General features: G+C 69.1%; 14 protein-coding genes, 1 pseudogene and 1 CRISPR repeat array. Of the genes and pseudogenes, 10 read left to right on the top strand and 5 right to left on the bottom strand.

Annotation, left to right across the window (positions count from 1 at the left end):
- Genes cas7e through cas3 form a run of 4 tightly spaced genes read right to left on the bottom strand, consistent with a single transcriptional unit; the run spans position 1 to position 5,719 of the window.
- On the bottom strand, positions 1-1,161 hold the full coding sequence (gene cas7e, locus ABT008_RS19915; protein ID WP_350697710.1) for a type I-E CRISPR-associated protein Cas7/Cse4/CasC: 1,161 nt from the start codon (positions 1,159-1,161) through the stop codon (positions 1-3).
- A 12-nt stretch (positions 1,162-1,173) separates the two neighbouring features.
- Positions 1,174-1,770 carry a type I-E CRISPR-associated protein Cse2/CasB gene (casB, locus tag ABT008_RS19910; protein ID WP_350697709.1) on the bottom strand — a complete coding sequence of 199 codons (597 nt, stop codon included), beginning with the start codon at positions 1,768-1,770 and terminating at the stop codon, positions 1,174-1,176.
- A 12-nt stretch (positions 1,771-1,782) separates the two neighbouring features.
- The gene (casA, locus tag ABT008_RS19905; protein ID WP_350697708.1) at positions 1,783-3,288 is read right to left on the bottom strand and encodes a type I-E CRISPR-associated protein Cse1/CasA; all 1,506 of its coding nucleotides are present in this window, start codon (positions 3,286-3,288) and stop codon (positions 1,783-1,785) included.
- Positions 3,281-5,719: a CRISPR-associated helicase Cas3' gene (gene cas3, locus ABT008_RS19900; RefSeq protein ID WP_350697707.1), complete on the bottom strand. Its 2,439-nt coding sequence runs from the start codon at positions 5,717-5,719 to the stop codon at positions 3,281-3,283. Before cas3 ends, casA begins: the two co-directional genes overlap by 8 nt.
- A 705-nt stretch (positions 5,720-6,424) precedes the next feature.
- Between cas3 and ABT008_RS19895 the strand changes: the two genes are divergently transcribed.
- From ABT008_RS19895 to ABT008_RS19885, 3 genes are all read left to right on the top strand, one after another.
- Positions 6,425-7,036 carry a hypothetical protein gene (locus ABT008_RS19895; protein ID WP_350697706.1) on the top strand — a complete coding sequence of 204 codons (612 nt, stop codon included), beginning with the start codon at positions 6,425-6,427 and terminating at the stop codon, positions 7,034-7,036.
- Entirely contained in the window at positions 7,033-9,255 is a 2,223-nt protein-coding gene (locus ABT008_RS19890) for a UvrD-helicase domain-containing protein (protein WP_350697705.1), read from the top strand. Before ABT008_RS19895 ends, ABT008_RS19890 begins: the two co-directional genes overlap by 4 nt.
- 132 nt (positions 9,256-9,387) lie before the next feature.
- A complete protein-coding gene (locus ABT008_RS19885; RefSeq protein ID WP_350697704.1) occupies positions 9,388-12,924 on the top strand; it encodes an nSTAND1 domain-containing NTPase in 3,537 nt (1,178 codons plus the stop codon).
- Here ABT008_RS19885 and ABT008_RS19880 read toward each other — a convergent pair.
- A complete protein-coding gene (locus tag ABT008_RS19880; protein WP_350697703.1) occupies positions 12,921-13,217 on the bottom strand; it encodes an NIPSNAP family protein in 297 nt (98 codons plus the stop codon). The two genes, ABT008_RS19885 and ABT008_RS19880, sit on opposite strands and share 4 nt — an antisense overlap.
- Positions 13,218-13,520: 303 nt before the next feature.
- A CRISPR array of direct repeats spans positions 13,521-14,892; the repeat unit is 29 nt; unit sequence CTGCTCCCCGCGCACGCGGGGGTGATCCC.
- Positions 14,893-15,154: 262 nt separating this feature from the next.
- On the opposite strand from ABT008_RS19880, the gene ABT008_RS19875 reads away from it, so the two are divergent.
- From ABT008_RS19875 to ABT008_RS19845, 7 genes and pseudogenes are all read left to right on the top strand, one after another.
- Complete coding sequence (locus ABT008_RS19875) at positions 15,155-16,483, top strand: helix-turn-helix domain-containing protein (RefSeq protein WP_350697702.1); 1,329 nt, start codon at positions 15,155-15,157, stop codon at positions 16,481-16,483.
- A complete protein-coding gene (locus ABT008_RS19870; protein ID WP_350697701.1) occupies positions 16,480-17,145 on the top strand; it encodes a 2'-5' RNA ligase family protein in 666 nt (221 codons plus the stop codon). The genes ABT008_RS19875 and ABT008_RS19870 overlap by 4 nt, the downstream gene beginning before the upstream one ends.
- Positions 17,146-17,563: 418 nt before the next feature.
- On the top strand, positions 17,564-18,640 hold the full coding sequence (locus tag ABT008_RS19865) for an FAD-binding oxidoreductase (protein WP_350697700.1): 1,077 nt from the start codon (positions 17,564-17,566) through the stop codon (positions 18,638-18,640).
- Between the two features lies 1 nt (position 18,641).
- On the top strand, positions 18,642-19,304 hold the full coding sequence (locus tag ABT008_RS19860) for an N-acetyltransferase (protein ID WP_350697699.1): 663 nt from the start codon (positions 18,642-18,644) through the stop codon (positions 19,302-19,304).
- Positions 19,292-20,764: an APC family permease gene (locus ABT008_RS19855; RefSeq protein WP_350697698.1), complete on the top strand. Its 1,473-nt coding sequence runs from the start codon at positions 19,292-19,294 to the stop codon at positions 20,762-20,764. The genes ABT008_RS19860 and ABT008_RS19855 overlap by 13 nt, the downstream gene beginning before the upstream one ends.
- Before the next feature lie 12 nt (positions 20,765-20,776).
- Positions 20,777-21,532 (top strand): hypothetical protein, encoded by a 756-nt coding sequence (locus ABT008_RS19850; protein ID WP_350697697.1) that lies wholly within the window; start codon positions 20,777-20,779, stop codon positions 21,530-21,532.
- Positions 21,529-22,746 (top strand): annotated as a pseudogene (locus ABT008_RS19845) (histidine decarboxylase); the annotation flags it as partial. The gene ABT008_RS19850 and the pseudogene ABT008_RS19845, both read left to right, overlap by 4 nt.
- Positions 22,747-22,879: the final 133 nt, after the last annotated feature.

Genomic DNA, 22,879 nt, shown 5'->3' with positions numbered 1-22,879 from the left:
TCAGCCCTTCGTCGCGGCCAGCACCCGGGCCACCAGTTCGTGCCTGCTGGGTGCGACCTCTCTCTCGTCGAGCCCCGCCACGTCCGCCGTGATCGAAGCGGCCACCACCGCTCGGAGGTCGTCCTCGCCGTAGAACCGGCGCAGCCGGTTGAAGTGGCCGAAGAGTTGCTGGGTGGAGGTCACCATCAGGTCGTTGCCGGTGACCGGCTTGAGGAAGGCGTTCGCCAGGTTCCAGGCGCTCCTGTCCCGCACGACCACCAGCAGCGTCTCCGGCGGGGTCAGGGCCGCCGTCGAGTTCTGCTTGCCGCTCGGTACGGCGTCGATGAACGCCTCCAACCAGGCCCTCGTCGCTCGCGCCACCAGCTCGGTGTCGCCGCTCAGATTGCTGGCGAGCTGGTCGAGGTGCAGGTTGGCGTAGCGGTAGTAGCAGGCGGAGTTGAAGTCGACCGTCCCGATCATGTCGGCTCCGGACTCGTCCTGCGGCTGGAGGTCGTCGACGGCGGTGTAGTAGTCGTACTCGTTGACCACGGCGTGCGTCGAGATCGCGTGCGCGACCTGGGACGCTGCGCTCACGTTGAAGTCTTTGTTGTCCGCGATCATGCGACCGAAGAGCGCGACGTCCACCACGCGGCTGGCGTCGAGAATCCGCGCTGCCGCGTCCAGCGTCGCCTTGTCCGGCTTGACCTTGCTCGTCTTCTCCTCGGTGGCGTCGGCCTTCTTCTTCTCGGCGGCCTTGGCCCGGTCCACGGCGTCGGCGGCCAGCCGGTCCCAGTCGCGCTCGCAGTACTCGGCGAGCAGCGTGGCCGCTTCGGTGCCGACGAAGAGGAGGTATTCGCTCAGCGTCTTGCGCCGCTTGTCGAGCCCGAAGCCGAGAGCGAGCAGTCCCGACGAGGCCACCGCGACGGCTTCCTCAAAATCGCGTTGGTGCTCGTCCCTGAGTAGCCCGGCGGCCTGCTCCACGAGTCGCTTGGTGCGCACCCCGGTCTCGTCGGGCCTCAGCCCGTAGCGGTTGAAGAGCAGCCGGGCGGCGCGCTTGAGCGACTGGCTGGAGATACGACCGCGTACCTGACCGCCGAAGGTGGCGGTCTTCGGCTGCCCGACGTCGTCGCGGTTCAGGTTGCTCACCGGGAAGGATTGGAGCAGATGCAACTCGATGATCACTGGTTCTCCTGGCTAGGCGTTGGCCGGCGCGGCGGCGACGCCTTCGGCCGGGTCGGTGTGGGTGCGGTCAGTGGGTGTGGTGGGACGCTTGGGCCGGTGGTACTCCCTGGCCCAACGCAGCCGCGTCCGGTGCGCCTGCTCCGCTGACTCCTGCATGTCCACCAGATCGGCGAGCAACCGGTGGTAGTCCAGAGCCACGTCCTCGGCACGGAGAAGTTGGATGGCCTGCCGGAGATAGTGCGGCAGCGCAGGAGGGTCGACGGAGAGCAGTTGGGTGAACCGTCGCGCCGCCGTGGACCGCTTCTCGACCAGGTCGCGCATCGCGAGGCCCAGGCCGCGCCCTCGGGCCGTGCCATGTGGGTACAGGGCGAAGAGCCCGGCGACGAGAAGCCAGACCTGCTGCTCCCGCTCGGGCGGGTCGTGTGGGAAGACGACGTTGTACGCCTCGGCTTCCTGCCGTCCGCCGGTGAAGGACCGCCGCAGTCGGGCCAGCGTACGGCGGGCTTCACCGGACTTGTGCGGGTTTCCGGAGTCGAGAGCGTAGTGCAGCCCGTAGAGGCTGTGCACGAATGCGTCCCGCCGTTGACCCACCGTCGGTGGTGTGTTCATGAGCGCCGTCTCCTACTCGACGTAGCGGGCGAGGTAGCCGCGGTATCTGGGGCGGAAGTCGTGGTCGAGTTGGTCGAGGAACTGCTCGTAGCACTGGCTGGCGACGTCGAGACTGCGACCGTGTCGCAGTGCGCGCTCGGCCCACCGCTCGGCGGCCTCGGAGGCGATCCGCCTCACCGCGTGCTCCCAACCGTCGGTGGCCGGGCGCGGGCTGATCTCCGCGTCCAACGCTTCGGCGAGGGTGTGCAAGAAGGTGTCGAAGGGCCCGGAGAGCAGTGGCCAGTACGTCAGGTCGAGACCGACGGACGCGGTCGACCTGAACTCCGCGCGGTACTGCCGCTCCATCTGGTTGAGCGCGCTGCCGACCAGGTTGGCCAGTTCGATGCTGCGTCCGATGATCGCACCGGCAACTTGATGGTCGGAGCGCAACAGCGCGACCGGGGCGGCGACCGTCTCCTCCATGGTCTGCTGCACGACCGAACCCTTGCTGTCGAGCTGCTGCCCGAAGACCCGCAGGGTGTAGACGGCCTTCCGAGGGATCACGTCCTTCACGACCATCGCGGCGACGTGGTCGAGGGCCAGTGGTCGCTGCCAGTGCCGTTCCTCGGAGGCGACCGGGGCGAGCAGCATCTCCTGGCTGAACCGCCACACCCCCCGGTGCTCCTGGAGCCGTACGGCGTACCAGGGGCCGTACTTGGGTGCGGTGGTGCCCTTCCTGGTGGTGCGGGCTTCTCTGATCCTCGGCCGGCGGTGAGCGGCCATCCACTCGTGCTCTTCCAGCTCACCGGAGAGCCGGGTGCCGGGAGTGATCACCACCCGGTCGACGTGCGTCTGACCGTCGATCTGCCGAGGCACCAGCCACACTCGGCGTGACGGCCAGGTGAGCAGGTCGGTCCAGCCCTTCGGGTGCCGCTTCGCCGGCTCCGGTCCGGGCGGCGGGGCCTCCCACGCCGGACGGTCGTCCAGGTCGGTCGTCCGGGGGCTCTCGCCCGGCCGGTACGGCACGAGGTTGAGCAGCAACGTCTCCTTGAGCGTGCTCCCCTCCACCAGGACCATTCCCAGGCCGTTGACGGGGGCGGCCTGGGAGGACTTGTCCTTCGCATACGGGGTCTTCATGCCGCCCGGGTCGTACGCCTGGAGGGTGACCAGCCACCGCGCGGCCTCGGCGGGCGTCAGGCGCACCTCGGCCTGCGCGGTGGTGTGGTCGAAGAGGGTGGTGTTGTTGCCGACCGCCCGGTAGGACACCAGCTTCGCCGCGCTGGACGCCGGGACACCGGCCACCGCCGGGCACTGGAGGAACGGCTGAACGGCGTCGAACAGCTCGAAGCGGTCGGCGTGCAGCTTGGGTCTGGGCAACTTCTTCGCCCGCCACAGCCCTTCCCATTCATCGCCGTCGGCCGGGTCGGCGAGGTCGACGGGGCGCACGCCCGCCACCGGCACCGTCCGCCCGTTCTCCTCGTGAAGCACGACCACGTCGACCCCCTCGCCGAGAACCGAGGTCCCGCCGTACTCATCCATCGCGGCGGCTCCGTCCGTCCGGCTTGCGGGTCTGACCGCTGTGGCGTGGATGTCGGGTGAGTTCACACAGCGCGTCCGGCACCGTCGGGGGCGGGAGATAGAGGGCCTTGGCCATGTCGTGGTCGGCGCGTTGCGCCCGGTCGAGCTTCTGCTGCGCGCGGTGCCATCGGGTCTGCCAACCGGCCGGGTACACGATCCGGTCCGGCTCCGAGTAGACGGCGTCCACCATGTCCGGCACGTCATCGGGCATCCGCAGGTCCTGCCGACCGCGCAGCAGGGCCCAGGTCCGCAGCAGAACCGCATCCTGATAGATGTTCGTGGTGTACGGCGGCCAGGTCGGGCCCGCGTCGTTCTCGGTCACACCCACCACCGCGAGGGTCGGCGGTAACTGAGGATCGATCTTCCGGAATCGGTGCAGCCGCCCGGCCCGCTGGATCAGGCTGTCGACCGGCGCCGGATCACTCACCATCGCGTCGAAGTCCAGGTCGAGGCTCTGCTCCAGCATCTGGGTCGCGACGACGACGAACCCCGCCTCCGGTGCCCGACTGCCGTCCCGGCCGAACCGCTCGCGCAACTCCTGCTCCACCGTGGCGCGCACCGCCGCCGTCAACTGACCGGTCAACGCCACGATCCGCGGTCGCTTCGAATCGGGCAGCCCGTTCGTCGCCTCTTCGAGCATCGCCACCGTGTGGTCGACCCGCCGCACGAGGTTGTGCACGACGGCGACACCTTTTCCGGCACGCGCCTGCCGCAGCACCCACCCGGTGAGGTCAGCGTCGGTGAGTTGGAGCAACGCGACGCGCCGATCCGCGTTGGTGTCGGAGGCTTCCGCCTGCACGACCTCGGGAACGCCCCGGTCGTCGAGCCAGAGGGCATGCGGGTAGGTCAGCGCGGGCAGGCTCACCTCCACCTCGTCGGGACGTGATCGCCGGGCACCGGCGTACCAGTGGCGGAGCAGGGCCTCCCGGCGGACCCGGGGCAGGGTCGCGGACAGCAGGATCACCGGCACCCCGAGCCGGCCCATCCACCACAGGATGCGGTCCAGGATCGTCGACATGTACACCTGATAGCCGTGGACCTCGTCGAGGATCAGCACCCGGTTGGAGAGCCCGACCAACGGCACCGGGGCCCACGAGGACCGGATGCCCCCTTGCAGGATGCGGTCCACGGTGCCCACGGCCAGCGGGGCGAGTAGCGCCCTCAGCCTGGTGAACCACTCCCGCACGGCGGCGTCCTGAGCGCCGGCAGGATCGTCGGTGCCGACATGCTCCGCCGTGATCGGTTCCGACCGGGCCGTCCGAGCGCGCCGGTCGGCCAGGTGCTCGGCAGCGGTGCCGTGCAGCAGCTTCACCGACAACGTCGGGTCGACGCCGGCCACCAGCGCGTCGACCTCGTCGAACACCTGGTTGCTGGTCGCCCGGGTGGGCATGGCGACGAAGAACCCGGCGAGCCTGAGCCGGTCGACCAGGCCGAAGGTCGCCTGGAGCGCGATCTTCGTCTTGCCCTCTCCCGTGGGAGCCTCGACGATCAGAATGCCCGGACGGTGCTTGGTGCTGAGCATTCGCTCGCAGGCCCGTTGCAGCGGACGAGGCTGCTGCCCATAGAGCGCGACGAAGCCGAGATCACCCGCCGGCTGCCACGCGGACCATCCGAGCCGGTCGACGACCTGCTCGACGGCACGCTCCCGCGCGAGCCGGAGATACGCCACCAGGTCGACATCGCTGCCGGCGTGGGTGGCCTTACGGATCGATCCGGAGGCGATCCAGTCGCTGACCGTGGTCAACCCGGCGAGCGCGACCGCGCCGCCGGTCCCGAGCTGCACCTGCGACCAGCCGACCGTGCGGGGATCAGGCAACCCCAGCAACTCGGCGGTACGGCAGAACAACTCCTCGGCCCAACGCGCCCATCGCCGCCCGCCGTGATCCGGCACGGCCACCTCGGCGTCGAGCAGCACGCTGTCGGAGAAGAAGCTGCCGTGATGCCCGCCGATCGCCTGTGCCACCGTCCGGGCCGTCGCGGGCTCGGCTCCCCACTCGATCAGAAGCTGCCGGACATGGTGGCAGGTCAGGATCCCGTGCAGGGTGTCGGTCCGTCCGCCCCGGGCCCTGATCCGGCTCAGCCGGTCGGTCTGTGCGACCGCCTCCGGCGGAAGCAGCCTCGCGGCGACATCGGCCCGCAACGCCTGGAAGGCGGGCGAGAGTTTGCCGAGATCGTGCACCCCGCAGAACAGGCCGACCCAGGTGGCCGTGTCACCGCCGAGCGGGGCGAAGGCGGCATCGAGTTCCGCACGGCAGGCGGCGCTGAGCAGCCGTTCGTAGAGCAGCTCGGCGACGGCGGCGGTGTCGAGCGTGTGGCAGATCAGGGGATGCGGAACGGTTCCCTCGCCCTGTTTGGCCACGCCGGCCTTGCCCCAGAAGACACGGACGTCCACCTGCTCACCACTCAGAGGCACAACGGCCACGCCCACCCGTCCTGATTCCGCCGTCGATACCGCCTACCAACTCGCGAGGAGCGGACGGTGGAGATCGTCGTGCACGAGGAACCGAGGATGGGCGTGCGACTCCGAACAGCAAAGCCTCCTGTCAAATAAATGACATCACGAGGCGACGGAGTCCCGCACATGTTCGTGGACGTCTCGACCTGGCGCACGATCGATACGAGAGCAGCCCGATCACAGGACTTCAGCGCATCCAGCAAAGCAAAGTCACCCCGGCCGCCCGCTCCCGATCATTCATTGCCCCAGACGCATCCCCCACGCGAGACCAACGACAGATCGCGACCACCCCAGATCCGAATTAACCCCAAGTTAGGCAATTGCCCGAATTGACGACGTGCGTTGACAGAGCCGCACCAATGGCACAATGATGGCGCCATGGGCGATGTATTAATTGAATGCACACCCGTCGCCGACGGCGCACCCATCCGTCAAGGCGACATCTTCATATTCCGCGATCGCCGAAATGATAGTGACATATGGCGGAAGGCGGGAGTAATCGTAACTGCCGATTGCGATATAGCCAACGACAAACATGCCGGAATTATTTCGTACGTACCAATCCTTCCACTTCGGGACTATATAGCGTGGCGGATAATTCCGAGAATCGCTGATGACCGCCGCAAGCGCACACTGGCAAGAATGTCCGAGACGGTGGGGAGGATCGAAAAGGACCTAGGAATTGAACCCGGACTCTCCTCGCATGCCATCGAGGTGCTCGCAACCGTTGAAAACGGGATAGAGGACCTAGCGCAACACCTTCGTTACCTAGGCCAGAAAGACAGGGAAACCCTCACCGCAATGATCGGAGAAATCTCCGTCTGCGAAAGTGCGCGCACGTCCTCGACTTATCACGAGCAGTTCGTTGCATTAGCGTCAATACTCCCAGCAACGAAGAAGAGGTCCGCATCGGAAGTACTGTTGAGTGACGTGCGCGACCGTTTGAAGAATTTGCCTGGCGACGTCTTCTTCCTCAGCTCTTTGGACCAGGACCACACCGAAGGGTACGTTGCGTATCTCCGCCTTATACGCGAGACACAGCTACACCAGCTCTCCACCTCGTACTACGACAAGGACGCGCGTGGCATAGTCGCCAACCGCACTTCTTCGTTGCGCGCACCATACGTGTACCGACTAACGCAGCAGATGGCCGATGTATTCGCTTCGATCGGCCTGCCCGTGGAATACGAATTGGCGCGAGACAGCATCCTCGACTCCCGCCTAGCGCCTGAGCCCATGTTGGAGAGAACGTGACGGACAACTACGTCTTCAGCATTGCGTCCCTGCAAGCTTGTCTAGTTTCGGCTGAGACCTCGTGGTTCGCCGAAATGCCAGGTGATCAGTGTTCGCAATGGCAGGTCGAGCGCGTAGAGTTGGGCGACACCACATACTTCATTCACGAATCCGACGAACCAGCCACCCGGCGCATCGCGATAGTGGATCAGGAGCCTTTTGGCGTCGCAAACAGTCGATGGATGAAGAAGTCGGTTCTTGAGCGGGTACACCGGGCGGCAATAGTGGCGGCCGCTCCACCGGTTTCACTGCCCCGCGACTGGCACGCCTTCCATCACAAGAACCTATTCTCGTTCTTCGGCAGCCGTCGAACGAAGACCGACCGGATGAGTCGATGGACGGTTGAAAACAGACCACAAGAATCGGTTGACGTGCTGTTCTGGCGGTTCTCACCGCCTAACCACATCATAGCTCTACAAGACTTTCGCCCTGATTACACCTGGTACGAAGAAGCCTCCTTGTTTTGGGACGAGGCACTCGAAGAGGCACGTACAAGATTCAGCGGAACCCCGAGGTCGTCTGATCTGGCGTCCCCAATGGTGGCGCTCAACGCCACGTTCGATGCCACGTCTCGTGGTCGCACATATGCAGATTGGCTGCCTCACCTTAGCGACGACCAGCGCCAGTTTCTTGAACGGATGCCGCCGGTCAAGTTGCGAGGGCCCGCTGGCACGGGAAAAACACTCTGCCTACTACTCAAGGCCATCCGCGAGGTCACCCAGGCACGCATGGAAGGCAAGACCCTTAGAGTTCTTTTCCTGACACACAGCTGGGCGATGGAGACACAGATCGATCAGCTTCTGCGAACCCTGAACGGCGGAAACGCAATTGATGAGATCGACGTCTTCCCTTTGTTTAGCGCCGGTAGCATGTTGTTTAACACAACACTTCCTGCGGGACTTGAGCCACTCGGTGAAGACAGCCATGATGGCAAGCAGGAGCAATTTACTCGCGTTAAATCACTGCTGAGCAAGGCAGTCAAAACGGACTGGCCAGCCTATCGAAGCCGAACTCGATCGGAGTTCGCTCAAATTGTTGAAAGCGACCCCGAAAGCGATGAATTCAGGATCTTCTCCTGGGACGTGCTGAACGAGTTTGCCTGCGTCCTTGGCCCGGAAGGGATCGCGCCAGGGACACACGACGCAACTGAGGAGTTCCGGGAACTCAAACGCGCGTCTTGGATGATGGACCTGGAGGAGGACGCAGAAAAGGACTTTATCCTCGTTGTCTATGGCCACTACGTGGACAGCCTACGCGCTGACAATTTGATCAGCTCGGACCAAATTATTAATGACTTCGTGAAAGATCTTGAGAAGAGTAGCTGGCAGTACCAGCGACTGACCGGTGGATACGACCTCATTTTTGTGGACGAACTACATCTGTTCAACGAGCAGGAGCGCCGGGCACTCCACCATCTGACGAAAGATTTTAAGACCTACCCCAAAATGTTCATGGCACTTGATCCACGCCAATCGGCAGAAGTCGTTTATACCGGCGTCGCCGGCCGCTCCGTAACCCGTGAGGAGTCTGGGCGCAGCGGTGCCATCATGGGCGAGGTTACGCAGCACTCACTGACCCGCGTGCACCGTTTTGGACGGACCGTCCTAGCCCTGTTGCGGCACATCAACAAGAGCTGGCCCCAACTCGATCTCGGCGATGATTGGGAGCTCGACTTAGACCAGGCACGCGCCGAAGCGCCGTCGTCGGCGGTACCCACGTTGTACCGGCATACCGACGCGCATGACGAGGCGCGGAACGCTCTCCGCGCTGCGCGCGGCTGGATTAATCGGCCCGACGGCGGCCGAGTGGCTGTCGTTCTCGTAGACAAGGATGCTCTGGATCTCTATGAGGAGGTGGCGCTCGACTCGGACACGGTGCGGGTAAACGTGCTGGGCAGCAGGGATGATCTTGTCAGCCTGCAGTACGAGAAGCGCACTGTCGTTCTCGCTCCGGCTGAGTACGTCGCTGGGCTGCAGTTCGATACCGTGATCGTCGCTGGCTTACCGCGAACGCGGCGCCACCCGAGGTGGCCCCAGACGAGGCATCTGTTGTCTCAGCTCTACCTTGCGATCTCACGGGCCAGCAGGCACGTCGAGATACATGTCAACAGGGCTAACGGATCCTTACCAGAGGTGTTGGGGACTGCCATCAGTGCTGGAGCGCTACAGGAGATGCCCTGAACCAGGAATTGCACCGACGATGAATCCAGCAGAGCTGCTTGCCCGACCGCCACACTGTCACGGACGGCGCTTGGTCGACTACCGTGGATGCCCTGCGGGCGGCTGCTCCGCAGACCTCACGGGGGAGGAAGCTTGCGCCACGGCGGGCGGTCGTCACTGACGCTGCAACTGTCCCTGCTCGTGGCGGCGGTGCTGCTCGAACTCACGACAAGCCTGGCCACCGACGCGGCCACCAACTCCGGCGTCTTCACCTGGGTCGAGACCATCGCCGGCCCCGCACTGATCGTCCTGTTATTGGTGCTGGTCGGCGGCAATGCTCTGATTCTCTGGTGGGAGAGTCCGCGTACTCCCAAGCAGGTCTGGAGCGGGGACCGCTCGCCGTTCCCCGGCTTGTCGGCTTTCACCGAGCAGGACGCGGCGGTCTTCTTCGGCCGTGACGACCTGGCGGCCGACCTCGTCCGGGGCATGCATGTGCTGTCCGCTGAGCCGGCGGCGCGGTTCGTCTGCGTCACCGGGGCGTCCGGCAGTGGCAAGTCGTCCCTGGTGCACGCGGGTGTGGTGCCTCGGCTGCGGGGGCACCGCTGGCAGGTGCTCTCGTCGCTGACGCCGGCCGGTGAACCGGTGGCGCGGCTGGCGGCGTTGACGGCGAGCCTGACCGGTGGGCAGCGGCAGGTTGTGCTGCGCGAATTGTGGTCGGACGCGGAGGCTTTCGCCAGGGCGGTACGCGCCTGGCGGGTCAAGCACGGCAGCAGGCACGGACGGGTGCTGCTGATCGTCGACCAGTTGGAGGAGCTGGTCACCCTGTCCGGGCCGGCGGAGCGGAGGTTGTTCCTGGATCAGGTCGCCTCGGCTCTGCGCGCCGACCGTCGGCTGTGGGTGGTGGCGACGCTGCGCATCGAGTTCCTGGCCGAGTTGCTGGCCGGGGAGCATGCGGAGTTGTTCGCGGCGCCCACGGCGGTGGGCACGATGCGTCGGGGTGAGTTGGTGCGGGTCGTCGAGGAGCCGGCGCGGTTGGCGGGGATGGGGTTCGCGCCGGGCCTGGTCGACACGATCGTCGAGGAGACCGGCACTCCGGACGCGTTGCCTCTGCTGGCGTACCTGCTTCAGGAGTTGTATCTGGCGGTCGGTCCCGGCAACACGGTGACCCGGCAGCGGTATCGGGAGTCCGGTGGGGTGACCGGTGCGCTCGCCCGGCAGGCCGATGCCGTGCTGGCGGAGCTACGCTCGCGGTACGACGTCGAGCTGATCCTCACCACCCTGTTGCGCCTGGTGTCGATGGACGGCGGGGAGCCGACCCGGCGTCGGGTGCCGCTGGCCGAGCTGTCGACGGAGCAACGCCGCATCGTGGACGTCTTCACCGATGCCCGGCTGCTCACCTCTGCCGCCGACGGTGACGCGGGCGGCGTCGTGCAGGTGGCGCACGAGGCGTTGTTCCGGCAGTGGGCACCGTTGCGGCAGGAGGTGGAGACGCGGGCGGAGCATCTCAAGCGGCGGGCGGAGTTGGAGCGGTGGGCCGCCGACTGGCAGCGTTCCGGCCGCAGCCAAGACTATCTGCTCACCGGGGATCGGCTGGCGTTGGCCGGGCAGTGGTTGGAGGCGATGCAGTCGGCCGGGCAGGACACCCCGGCCGCGCGTGACCTGGTGGACGCGTCCCGCCGCCGCGACACCGCGTTCCTGCGGCGGGTGTCGGAGTCGATCGGCCTGTACGCGCTGACCAACGTCGACCGGTATCCGGAGTTGGCGGTCCTGCTGACCACGGCCGCGTTGACCGAGTGCCCGACCACGCCGGCCGCCGCGCGGGCCCTGATGTCCGCGTTGGCGTTCAGCCACGTCGAGGCCGTACTCCCCGGGCACCGGGACGCGGTCCGGGGCGTCGCCTGGTCGCCCGACGGAGCGTACGTCGCGACGGCTTCCCGGGACGGCACGGCCCGGCTGTGGGATGCGGACACCGGCACGGTCGCCGCCGTCCTGCGTGGCCACACCGACATGGTCGACGCGGTGGCCTTCGCTCCGGACGGTGCTCGGGTGGCGACCGCGTCGCGGGACGCCACCGTCCGGGTCTGGAACGCGGACGACGGTGCGCTGGTCGCCGTCCTGCCCTGCGGTGACTGTGCGCGGGGTGTGGCGTTCTCGCCGGACGGTGCCCGGCTGGCCGCCACCAGCCGTGACCGGCTGGTCCACCTGTGGGACACCGCCACCTGGGCCGTCCACGACAGTCTCGCCGGGCACACCGACGACGTGTGGGGTGTGCACTGGGCACCGGATTCGACCCGGCTGGCCACCGCCTCCCACGATCGGACGCTGGTGGTCTGGGATCCGGCCACCGGTCGACCGGCACTCACCCTGCGGGGCCATCTCGACCTCGTTGAGGCGGTCGCCTACTCCCCCGACGGCCGGTGGATCGCCAGCGGTTCCGCGGACCGCACTCTCCGCATCTGGGAGGTGGCCACCGGCACCCAGCACAGTGCGATCGGCGGTCAGCGTGCCGCCGTCTGGTCGGTCGCGTGGACGCCGGACGGGCAGCAGCTCGCCTTCGCCACCGGTGACGGCACCGTGCACGTCTGGGACGCCGACCGGCTGCGGGAGGTCGCCGAGCTGCGCGGACACGAACACACAGCCTGGTGTGTCGCGGTCAGCCCGGACGGTACCCGGGTGTCGAGTGGCTCCGCCGACACCACGGCCCGGATCTGGGCGCTGCATCCCCGGGGCGCCGAGCGGGTCCTGCTCGCCGGCCACCGGACCGCCGTCACCGCGCTGACCGTGGACGGCGCAGGGCACGTGGTGGCCGGTGCCGCCGACGGCACGGTACGCCGCTGGCACCGCGACGGACGCCGCCACGCCACCGACCACACACTGCCTGCGGCTGTCACCGCCCTCGCCGGCGAAGGCGACCGAGTGGCCGTGGCCGCCCAGGACGGTTCGCTGCGCCTGCTCGACGGTGCACGCGTCGACGTGCTGATCGACGGCGGCGTGGAGTTCGAGTCGTTGGCCTTCTCCCCCGACGGATCGCGACTCGCGGCCGGGGCGAAGGACAACACCATCTACCTCGTCGACGTGCCCGGCCGCACCGTCGGCGGCGTCCTGCGCGGTCACACCGACTGGGTCGGCGCACTCGCCTGGTCGCCCAGTGGCCGCTACCTGGCCTCCGGCTCCGACGACCGCACCATCCGCATCTGGGACATGGAGAACCCCGCCACCAGCCGGGTACTCGCCGGCCACCAGAACTACGTCGACGGCCTGGCCTGGTCACCCGACGAGCGGCAGCTCGCGAGCTGCTCCGCAGACTGGACCGTCCGCGTCTGGTCGCTGTCCGACCCCCACGCACCGGCCCGTGTCCTCACCGGCCACGACCGGCGGGTACGCGCCGTCGCCTACTCGCCCGACGGCCGCCGTCTCGCCTCCGGCGGAGACGACCACACCGTACGCCGATGGGACCTTGAGGCCGACCACGACGGCCAGGTCATCGGCGTGCACCGCGACGCGGTCACCTGCCTGGCGTGGCTCGCCGACGGCACCCACGTCGTGACCGGCTCGGCCGACGCCACCGCCCGCATCTGGGCCGTCGACCTGGACCTGGCGGAGATGACCGAGGCGGCACGACACCGGGTGTTCCGGACGCTCACCGCCGACGAGCGCCGCGCCCACCTGCTGCCCGTCACCGCCGGCTAGAGCACCTGCTCCACCGTGCGAACCTCCTCGCCGACGAGATACTCCGCCGGATCGAGACCGAGCTGCTCACGTTGTGACGAGGCCCAGTATGCGGCGTTCGCCTCCTCGAAGGACTGCTCCCCGTCGTAGGAGATGACCCAGACGTGGGCGTCGCGCTCCCGGTCCACCCACGACCCGTGGATCTCGAACCCGAACTCGCGCCGCAACGGCACCACCAGAGTCCGCCACGCCTGCACCCACTCGTCCAGCCGCCCCTCACGCACGCGGTAGGTGCGGATCTGCACAGTCCTCACAGCATCGCCATCCCGTCGAAGCGCCGTAACCCACGTCTCGTCAGCGGTCCACCCACGATGGCACGCTGCCCGATCGCACGCGATCTTCCAACGGCTCTCCGGAGTCGGAATCTCACGGACGCGGCAAGACCGGTCCGCGCGGTTGGTGCACACGCCTGATCACCGATGCCCGCTACGCTGTACGCCACGCTTACGTGAACGCCGACCCGACTCGTCACCCCGAGACCGAGGAGCGTAGTGATCTTGAGGAGCAAAGTGAAGAAAAACCGCACACTTGATCTTTAGTGCCGCAGGTCAAGAAGTCTGCTCCCCGCGCACGCGGGGGTGATCCGTCCACCCAGTCCCAGGCGAGCATTCGGACGTCCTGCTCCCCGCGCACGCGGGGGTGATCCCGACGGACCGTCTGTGCAGCTCGACGACACGGACTGCTCCCCGCGCACGCGGGGGTGATCCCTCGCCCGTCCGCTCGTACAGGCAGGCACGCCACTGCTCCCCGCGCACGCGGGGGTGATCCGTCGGCGACGGCCTTCAACTGCTGACGCTCGAACTGCTCCCCGCGCACGCGGGGGTGATCCCGCCCGCGACCCGCCGTTGCCGCCCTGCCCAAGCTGCTCCCCGCGCACGCGGGGGTGATCCCAGCAGCAGGTGACCGGCCGTACGCAGCGGTTCCTGCTCCCCGCGCACGCGGGGGTGATCCCTTCTCAACGTACTGGTTCGTCCCGTAGAAGAACTGCTCCCCGCGCACGCGGGGGTGATCCCGTTCGAACGTTGCGCCGGGCGAACGTCCGACTCTGCTCCCCGCGCACGCGGGGGTGATCCCATGCTCCACACCTCCAACGGTTGCACCGTGCACTGCTCCCCGCGCACGCGGGGGTGATCCCCTGCGGCCGGTGCCGGTCGCGGTGGCCGGTCCCTGCTCCCCGCGCACGCGGGGGTGATCCCGAGGACTCCAACGGCGTCACCACCTGCGCCCTCTGCTCCCCGCGCACGCGGGGGTGATCCCTTCGCCATGAGCACGCGCTTGACCTCGCTCGGCTGCTCCCCGCGCACGCGGGGGTGATCCCCTCGCCGAGAAGATCGCCCGAGCGATCCGCGCCTGCTCCCCGCGCACGCGGGGGTGATCCCATTCCCGCCGCGCAGGCTGCCGGGCTGACCCCCTGCTCCCCGCGCACGCGGGGGTGATCCGGCCCGCCGCCTGTACGACCGGTGGGGTGCCTGCTGCTCCCCGCGCACGCGGGGGTGATCCCGACGTCCGCAGCCTGTTCGGCGTCACGGCCGACCTGCTCCCCGCGCACGCGGGGGTGATCCCTGCTCGATCGCCAGGATCGACCCGGCCTTGATCTGCTCCCCGCGCACGCGGGGGTGATCCCACCAGCCGCTGCGCCCCAGCTGGGACTGCGACCTGCTCCCCGCGCACGCGGGGATGATCCCTGTCGCAGGCCAAGAGCGCGGGGCTGGTGTACCTGCTCCCCGCGCACGCGGGGGTGATCCCAGGCCCTTGCCCGGTGGGCAGTCCCGCAGCCCCTGCTCCCCGCGCACGCGGGGGTGATCCCGTGGCGGCCCGGCAGTCTGAGCAGCAGCTCTGCTGCTCCCCGCGCACGCGGGGGTGATCCCGCCGCCCACAGCGTGGCGTCCACCGCCGCGGCCTGCTCCCCGCGCACGCGGGGGTGATCCCAGCCGGGGAGCGCAACACCGTCCCGCTGATTGACGCCTCAAGCCGAACTCCATCGACCACTACCGACAGCAACTCCGACAAAATCCCGACATGCACAGCACCTTGCGACGGACCCCCTATTGGATAATGAGCCCACCGACGATGCCCAGGAAGGTAATCCTGGAAGCTCCTCGAAGCACAACTGATAGCCGAAATACCAACCTCTATAGTCATAGATGCGGGCCTTGGGGTCGCAGCGTCCGCAGGTAGCCAGGGGACAGCGATGGCTGACAGAAATGAGACATCGACCGCGCGGCGTAATCTTGGTCGCCGGCTCGCGCAGTTGAGGAAGGCTGCGGATCACACCCAGCACAGCTTCGCGCGGCTCGTGCAGTACGGCCGCAGCTCGGTGGCGAGCACGGAGACCGGCCATCAGTACCCTGACCGCGCCTTCTGGGTACGTTGCGATGACGCCTTGGAGACCGGCGGCATGCTCACTGCCGAGTACGACCGCATCGGGGAGCAGGATCGTCGGCAACGCCGCCTCTCGGCGATCGGGTTGACTGCAAGAAGCGAGTCCGAGATCACTGACGTCGACACCGGATCGACTGTCTGGGAGGACGTAGGCAGCATTGACGCCCGCCGGCTGACCTTGAGGGGGGCAGACGACGACGAGGCTCGGCTGGCATATCTTGAGCGCGAGATCCGCCAAGCCATTGCCGACAACGAAAAGTTGACGCCTGCTGCGCTCCTGATTCGCATGCGGCCCCTTCGCGGCTATGTTGACCAGCTCATGTCGGACCGACAGCATCCGCCGCTACGTCTACGCCTCTACGTGGCCGCCGCCCATCTGTCTGGGCTGCTCGGCGTCCTCGCCTTGGATCTTGGCGTGTTTCGAGTCGCCCACGCCTATGCCGCCGAAGCTTTCGACCTCGCCGACGCGGCAGAGCAGCCTGACGCGCGGGCTTGGGCTCGGGCCACTCAGAGCCTCATAGCCTTCTACACCGGCGACTACCACGACGCTCTCGCTTACGCCCAGGACGGGTTGCGCCTGGCTGGTCCGAGTCCACACCGGATCCGCCTGCTCGTCAACGGCGAGGCACGGGCCTGCGCCCGACTCGGGAACCAACACGGCGTTGACAGCGCGGTCGATCGAGCGTTCGGCCTGCTGTCCACCTACCCCTCCGATGGACAGGTCAGCGCGAGTCTTGCTCTCGGCCCCTATTGTCGGGCGCGGACAGCGGCCAACGCAGCAACGGCCTATCTCGCAATCGGCAGCGGCACTGATGTCACCACCCACCTGACCACCGCGATAACCGCGTTCGATGCCGCTGAGCTTCGTGGTCCTCAGGCTCTGAGCAGACTCGACCTGGCAACCGCGTATCTGCACCGTGACGATCCCGAGCCCGAGCAGGCTGGCGCTCTGGTGCTGGAGGCGTTCGATCTCACCGCAGACCAGCGCTACGAGTCGGTGCACCAACGCGCGCGTCAGTTCCTCGCCGCCGCCAGGCCGTTCGCTCGGCAACGAGAGCTACGGCACGTCGCGGAACTGCTGTCCGCACGTACTCAGCCCGGCGCACTGGCCCTCCCGGGCCTACCATCGCCATCATGACCGGTCGGGAACTGGCCAGCTTACGTCAACGCTGGACCGCTTACGGGAAGCTGACCAGCCTTACTGATCACTGGTACTGGCGTCCCGGCTGGCGTGCAGACCGTCAGTTCTACACCTGGCATCTGACGTTCGACGATCAACCCGACCTGCACGACCTCGTCTCTCAACTCCAACGTCAGCTCGCCCTGCCGGGTCTGGACCTGGTGCCGCTCGATGGCCTTCACCTCACCATGCAGGGTCTCGGGTTCACCGACGAGGTCAGCGACGCCGATGTCGCCGACATCGTGGCTGTGGCTCGCGACCGCTGCGCCACGCTGCCACCGATGAGACTGACCCTCGGGCCGGTCGATGCCGATGCCGAAGGCATCGGTCTTCTCGTTCAGCCCTGGGACCAAGTCGAGCGCCTGCGCTGTGCGGTTCGGGAGGCCATTGGCGAGGTTTGGGAAGAGGTGCCCGAGCCTGCCGAGGGCTTCCGGCCTCACGTCACCATCGCCTACAGCGGCTCGCCCGCGCCGATCGCTCCGATACGCAACCAACTTGCCGAACTGCGGCATCTGCCACCCGTAGGGACCACCGTCCGCCACGTGACGCTGATCGCCCTCCGACGCGAAGCGCACACCTACCGATGGACGACCATCGCAATGCTGCCACTGCAAGGGTGACGCTCGACCGCCACCCTTCCGCCTTCACCGACTAGAGCGCTCAACCTTCAGCCGCTCAAAGTGGACGACGGCGGCAACCACCCAGCATTATCCCCGGTCCTGCCGGATGGCGCCCTTCACGACATTCTTTCGACATACATCTGAGCCCGTCTCGCAATTGAGCCTGGCGATGCGATTTGTCATCGGAATGTCGAGAACAGTGGACACATCTAGCCGACAGACCCTTGCCTCGACTTAAGTCGCTCTATCGGCGCCACCGGGCGCCATTCGCGCATCCCGCGAAGTGCGCTTATCGAGAGGAGGCCAATCCGTGCCTATTGCCGGGAGAATGGCTACTCAAGAATCTTCTTGGACAGCCACCATCGCAGCGGATGACTCTGCCAGTGATCATTTTTGGGCGTTCATGGAGGATCGGAGTGTGCGGTTTCTGCCGCACCTGTACGCGCCGATGTTCTTCACCACGCTCGGGCAGGTGATCGCGGGGCGGGACGATCCGGCGGGGCGGCGGGCGGCGCTGGCCGTGTTGGGGCGGATGTACCAGCGGTTCGGGCTGCACGCCTATCACGACACCGCGATCAGCGCGGCGCTGGTGGACACGGTGGGCCGGTTCTCGGGTACGGCCTGGGACGCGGGCGCGGCGGGGCGCTGGGAACGCGGGTGTCGGCGGGCGTTGCGGCTGGTGGAGCGGGTGGCGGGGGCGGTCGGCGACGGGCCGCAGGTGATGGTCGGTGAGGTCGAGTCGCGGGTGGAGCCGGTCGCCGGGGTGGTGGTGTTGACGGTCCGGCCGGTGCGGCGGTTGCGGTTCCGGCCGGGGCAGGCGGTGCCGGTGGGTACGCCCCGGCTGCCGGGTGTGTGGCGGTGGTACTCCCCGGCGAACGCGCCGCGTCCGGACGGGACGCTGGAGTTCCATGTTCGCAGTGTGTCGGCGGGGACGCTGTCGCCGCTGCTGGCGACGCAGGTCCGGCCGGGTGACGCGCTCTGGTTGGGTCCGGCGGTCGACGTCGGGTTGTCGCTGGAGGCGTCCGGCGGTGCGGATCTGCTGCTGGCGGCCGGTGGGACCGGGCTGGCGCCGCTGCGGGCGATGGTGGAACAGGTCGCCACGGCCCCCGACGGGCGGCGGGTCACGTTGGTGGTGGGCGCGCGCACCCTGTTCGACCTGTACGACGCGTCCACCCTGGACCTGCTCCAGCGGGCCCATCGCGACTGGCTGACCGTGGTGCCCGCGTTCTCCGACGATCCGGCGGTGGCTCCGGCCGCCCGGGGTGACCTGGTCACGGTCGCCCGGCGTCACCATCGGCCGGGGCAGGCCGTGTACGTCTGCGGGCCTCCGGCGTTGATCGAGGCGGCCCGGTCCCGGCTGTCCGGCCCCGGCATCGCCGCCGCCGACCTGCACCTGGCGGTCACGTTCGGGCGGGGCCGGGACTCGGCGCGGTGGGGGCGGCGGCCGGGGCGGCAGCGGGACCAGTGTGCCGTCGACCGTCCGGCGGAGGCGTGACGTGCGACGACTCACCGTGCGGCGGGCCACCGCCGCCGATCTGCCCGCGTTGACCGGGCTGCTCACCGCCGATCTGGCGCGCGGGCGGTTGGCGTCCTGGCTGGTGCCGGACCCGGTCCGGCGGCGGGCACTGCTGGCCGCGTACGCCCGGTTCGTGGTGGCGCACGGCCTGGCCCACGGCCAGGTCGAGACCAGCGGGGATCGCGCCGCCGTGGCGGTCTGGTGTCCCCGGCTCGGCCCGCCCGCGCCGGCTACGGCAGCACCGTTCGGTCTGCACCGGGCGCTCGGGCGGGACGCGGGCCGGTTCGTGCTGCTGCACGCGCACACCGACGCGGTGCATCCGCACCGACCGCACCACCGGCTCGCCCACCTGGCCGGGGACGAGCACGCCGGGCAGGCGTTGCTCGCCGCCCGCCACCGGCTGATCGACCCGCACGCCCTGCCGTCGTACGCCGACATCGTGACCGACCGGCCCCGGACCGGCCTGCTCGCGCGACTCGGCTACGCACCGCGCACGCCGGTCCGGCTCGACGGCGGCGGTCCGGTGCTGTGGCGGCTGTGGCGGGCCTCGCCCCACCACGACAGCGTTCTGCCCCGCCGGGTACGCGTGCACCGCGTCCCGGTTCCCCGACACTCCCAGGAGGATCTGCCATGCCGACCCTGACCGGCTCCGCGCACGTGCCGGTGGCGCTCGCCCGCCGTACCCTCACGCCCTTCGGGTCGTGGGTGTTCGGGGCCGCCGCCTCGGCGCCGCTGGTGGTGCTCGTCGGTGGTGTTCCCGCCACCTACGCGACCACCGGCGTGGTGGCGCTGCCGTTGACGTTCCTGCTGGTGGCCGGGGCGGTGGCGCTGCTCGCGGTCGGTTACACCGCGATGGCCCGGCAGGTCGGGCACCCGGCCGCCCACTACGGCATCGCCGCACACGGGCTGGGTCGTGGCGCGGGTGTCGCCGCCGGTCTGGTCGCGCTGGTCGCCTACAACGCCATCCAGATCAGCCTGTACGGGCTGTTCGGCGCGACGGTGGCCGCGCGGCTCGGCGGTGCGTGGTGGGTGTGGGCGGGCCTCGCGCTGGCCGTCGTCGGGGTGCTCGGGGTACGCGCCATCGTGCTGTCCACCCGGTTCCTGGTCGCGGTGTTGGCCGCGTCGCTGCTGGTGGTCGCGGTGTTCGTGCTGGCCGCCGTGGCGCGACCGGCCGGCGGCGCGCTGTCCTGGGCGGGTTTCGACGCGTCGGGGTTGGCGGTCAGCGGTGTCGGCGGTGCGGTCGCGTTCTGCGTGGCCGCGTTCACCGGCGTCGACGCCCCCGGTTCGCTGGTCGAGGAGACCACCGACCGCCGGTCGCTGGGTCGGGTCACCGTCGGCGCGGTGGTCGTCCTCGGTGCCGTCTACACGCTCGCCGCCTGGGCGATGGGGGTCGCGGTCGGTCCCGGCGACGTCGCCGCGCTGGCCGCCGACCCGTCGGCCGAGCTGCCGTTCGCGGTGCTGGCCCGGGTCGGCGGCGGGTGGCCGCCGGTGGCGGAGGTGCTGCTGGTGCTCGCGATCCTCACCTCGATGCTCGCCTTCCACAGCGTCGTCGCCCGGTACGTCTTCGCGATGGCCCGCGAGCAGGTGCTGCCCGCCCGCCTCGCGCAGTCCGGCACCGGGACCCGGGTCAGCGCGCCGCGCGGTGGTTCGCTGGCTCAGAGCACCGTGGCGGCGGTCGTGGTGGCCGCGTTCGCGCTGCACGGCGCCGACCCGCTGGCGATCATGTTCACCTGGTTGTCCACCCTGGGCGCGATGGGGTTGCTCGGTCTGCTGCTGGTCGCGTCGGTGGCCGCGACGACCGCCCCCGCCGCCGTACGCGGTCCCCGGCCGGGCCGCTGGGAGTGGCGGCTCGCCCCCACCCTGGGGGTGTTCGCCGGGTCGGCGTTGCTGGCCGCGATGGTCGGCAACGTCGGGTCGCTGCTCGGTGCCGCACCCGGCTCGCCGTACCCGTACCTGCTGCCGCTGGTCCTTCTCGGCGCGGCGGTCGGTGGCGGGCTGTGGGCCCGGCACCTGCGTGCCCGCCGCCCCGACGTGTACGCCGGCATCGGTCGCGGCACGCCGAGGACCAACGCCGTGCCCGACTCCGTCGACGTGGCGATCTGAACGGGGCAGTCGATGACCACACACGCCACGACCGTGTCGCCGGAGGCCCGACGCTGGGCCGACCTGCGCCGGCAGATCGTCTTCCGGACCAAACGGCTCAACGTGGGCCACCTCGTCGAGGCGGACCAGCGCTACGGGCGACGGGACGCGCTCGGCCCGCACGGGGTGATGCTGTTCTTCGTCTCCGCCGCGCCGACCGAACCGCACGGCTACCGGCTACACACCGCGTACCGGCTGTGGCTGTCCTCGCCCGAGGCCGACGACCTGCCCCGGCTCCTCGGTGAGCTGGCCGACATCGCGGCCGAGAACGTGGCCCGCTGCGCCGCCACCGGCGACCGGTGGCATCCCCTCGGGCCGTACCGGTCGATGGTCAACGGTGGCGACATGAGCCCACCGGCCGGTGCCGTCTACGTCGGTGTCGGAGTCACCACCCTCGACACCGACCAGGGCCGCTGGCACCAGGTCGCCCGGACCCTGCGCGACGCGCCGGCCGGCGGTCGGCGGCTGTCCGCGTTCGACCTCAAGGGTCAGTGTTACGCGCTGCTGACCGACGGCACCGCCCTGCACGTCGACCGTAACCCGCACGCCCGTCTCGGTGTCGACGGCATCCGCTGCACCCGGACCCTCGACCCCGACCGGATCACCCACTACAACCCGCACCACGACCTCATCGAGCAGGGCGACCAGCACACCCGCGAGGTGTGGCGGGCACTCGGGTCGCTGCACACTGTCCTCGCCGCCCACCTGCTCCCCCGGGAACGCCCGTGACCGACACCCCGACGCTGCCGTCCGTCGTGGACGCGGACCTGGTCGACCTGGGGCGCGACCGGATCGACGTGGCGGCCGTACTCCGTCATCTGGTCGACCGGGCCGACGCCGCCGCGTCGACGAGCATCGGCTTCCCCGGCGCGGTCGACCTCGACCACAGTGAGGTGATGGCGCGGCTCGGCCGGCGGCTGTGGAACAACATCGGTGACCCGGCCACCGACCCGGGCGGCGCCGCCCACACCAAGGCCATGGAGCGGGCCGTCGTGGCCTGGGTCGCCGACCTGCTGGCCATGCCCGCCGACGACCGATGGGGGTACGTCACCACCGGCGGCACCGAAGGCAACCTGGCCGCCCTGCACGCCGCCCAGCGCCGTCATCCCCGAGCGGTCGTCTACCACTCGACCGCCGCCCACTACTCGATCCCCAAGATCCTCGACATCCTCGGTGCCCGGCGTCTCCCGGTACCCGCCCGTCCCGACGGCGAGATCGACCACCAGCACCTCGCCGCGCAGCTCCGCCGACGACCCACCCGCCCGGCGATCGTGGTCGCCACCGCCGGCACCACCATGACCGAAGCCGTCGACGACCCGGACCGTATCCACTCCGTCCTGGCCGCCCACCCCGCCGGCGGGCACCTGCACGTCGACGCCGCCCTCGCCGGTATCCCGCTCGCCCTCGACGGTCGGCTCCGCCTCGACCCGTCCAGCGGCATCGACAGCATCGCCATCAGCGGCCACAAGTTCTTCGGTACGCCCACCCCGTGCGGCGTCGTCCTCCTCCGTGGACGACTCCGCTCCTCTGGCACCCCCGTCGCCTACACCGACACCGTGGACACCACGGTCACCGGTTCCCGCTGCGGCCTGGCCGCCGCCCTGCTCTGGCACGCCATCGCCACCCACGGCCGCGAGGGACACCGGTGGCGGGTCAGCGAGGCCCGCCGCCTCGCCGCGTACGCAGTCGACCGGCTCACCGCCGTCGGCTGGCCCGCCTGGCGGCACCCGCACGCCTTCACCGTCGTCCTCGACACCCCGCCCGCATCCGTACGCCGCAAGTGGCTCCTGGCCACCGACGGTCCGATCAGTCACATCGTCTGCATGCCCGGCCTCACCAAGGGCCAGATCGACGCCTTCGTCGCCGACCTGCACCCAGACCCGGCAGCGCGGAATGGTCTGGACCCGGCACCGCCGAGTGGTCCGGCGGCGCGGAGTGCTCCAGCGGCGCGCAGTGATCCGGCCGGGCGGACCGGTACGGCGGCGCGCAGTGATCCGGCCGGGCGGACCGGTACGGCGGCGCGCAGTGATCCGGCCGGGCGGACCGGTACGGCGGCGCGCAGTGATCCGGCCGGGT

Source organism: Micromonospora sp. NPDC002389 (genome assembly GCF_040296095.1).
Taxonomy (GTDB): Bacteria; Actinomycetota; Actinomycetes; order Mycobacteriales; family Micromonosporaceae; genus Micromonospora.
The sequence above is the reverse complement of the archived record's forward strand: the minus strand, read 5'-3'. Positions and strand labels throughout refer to the sequence as shown.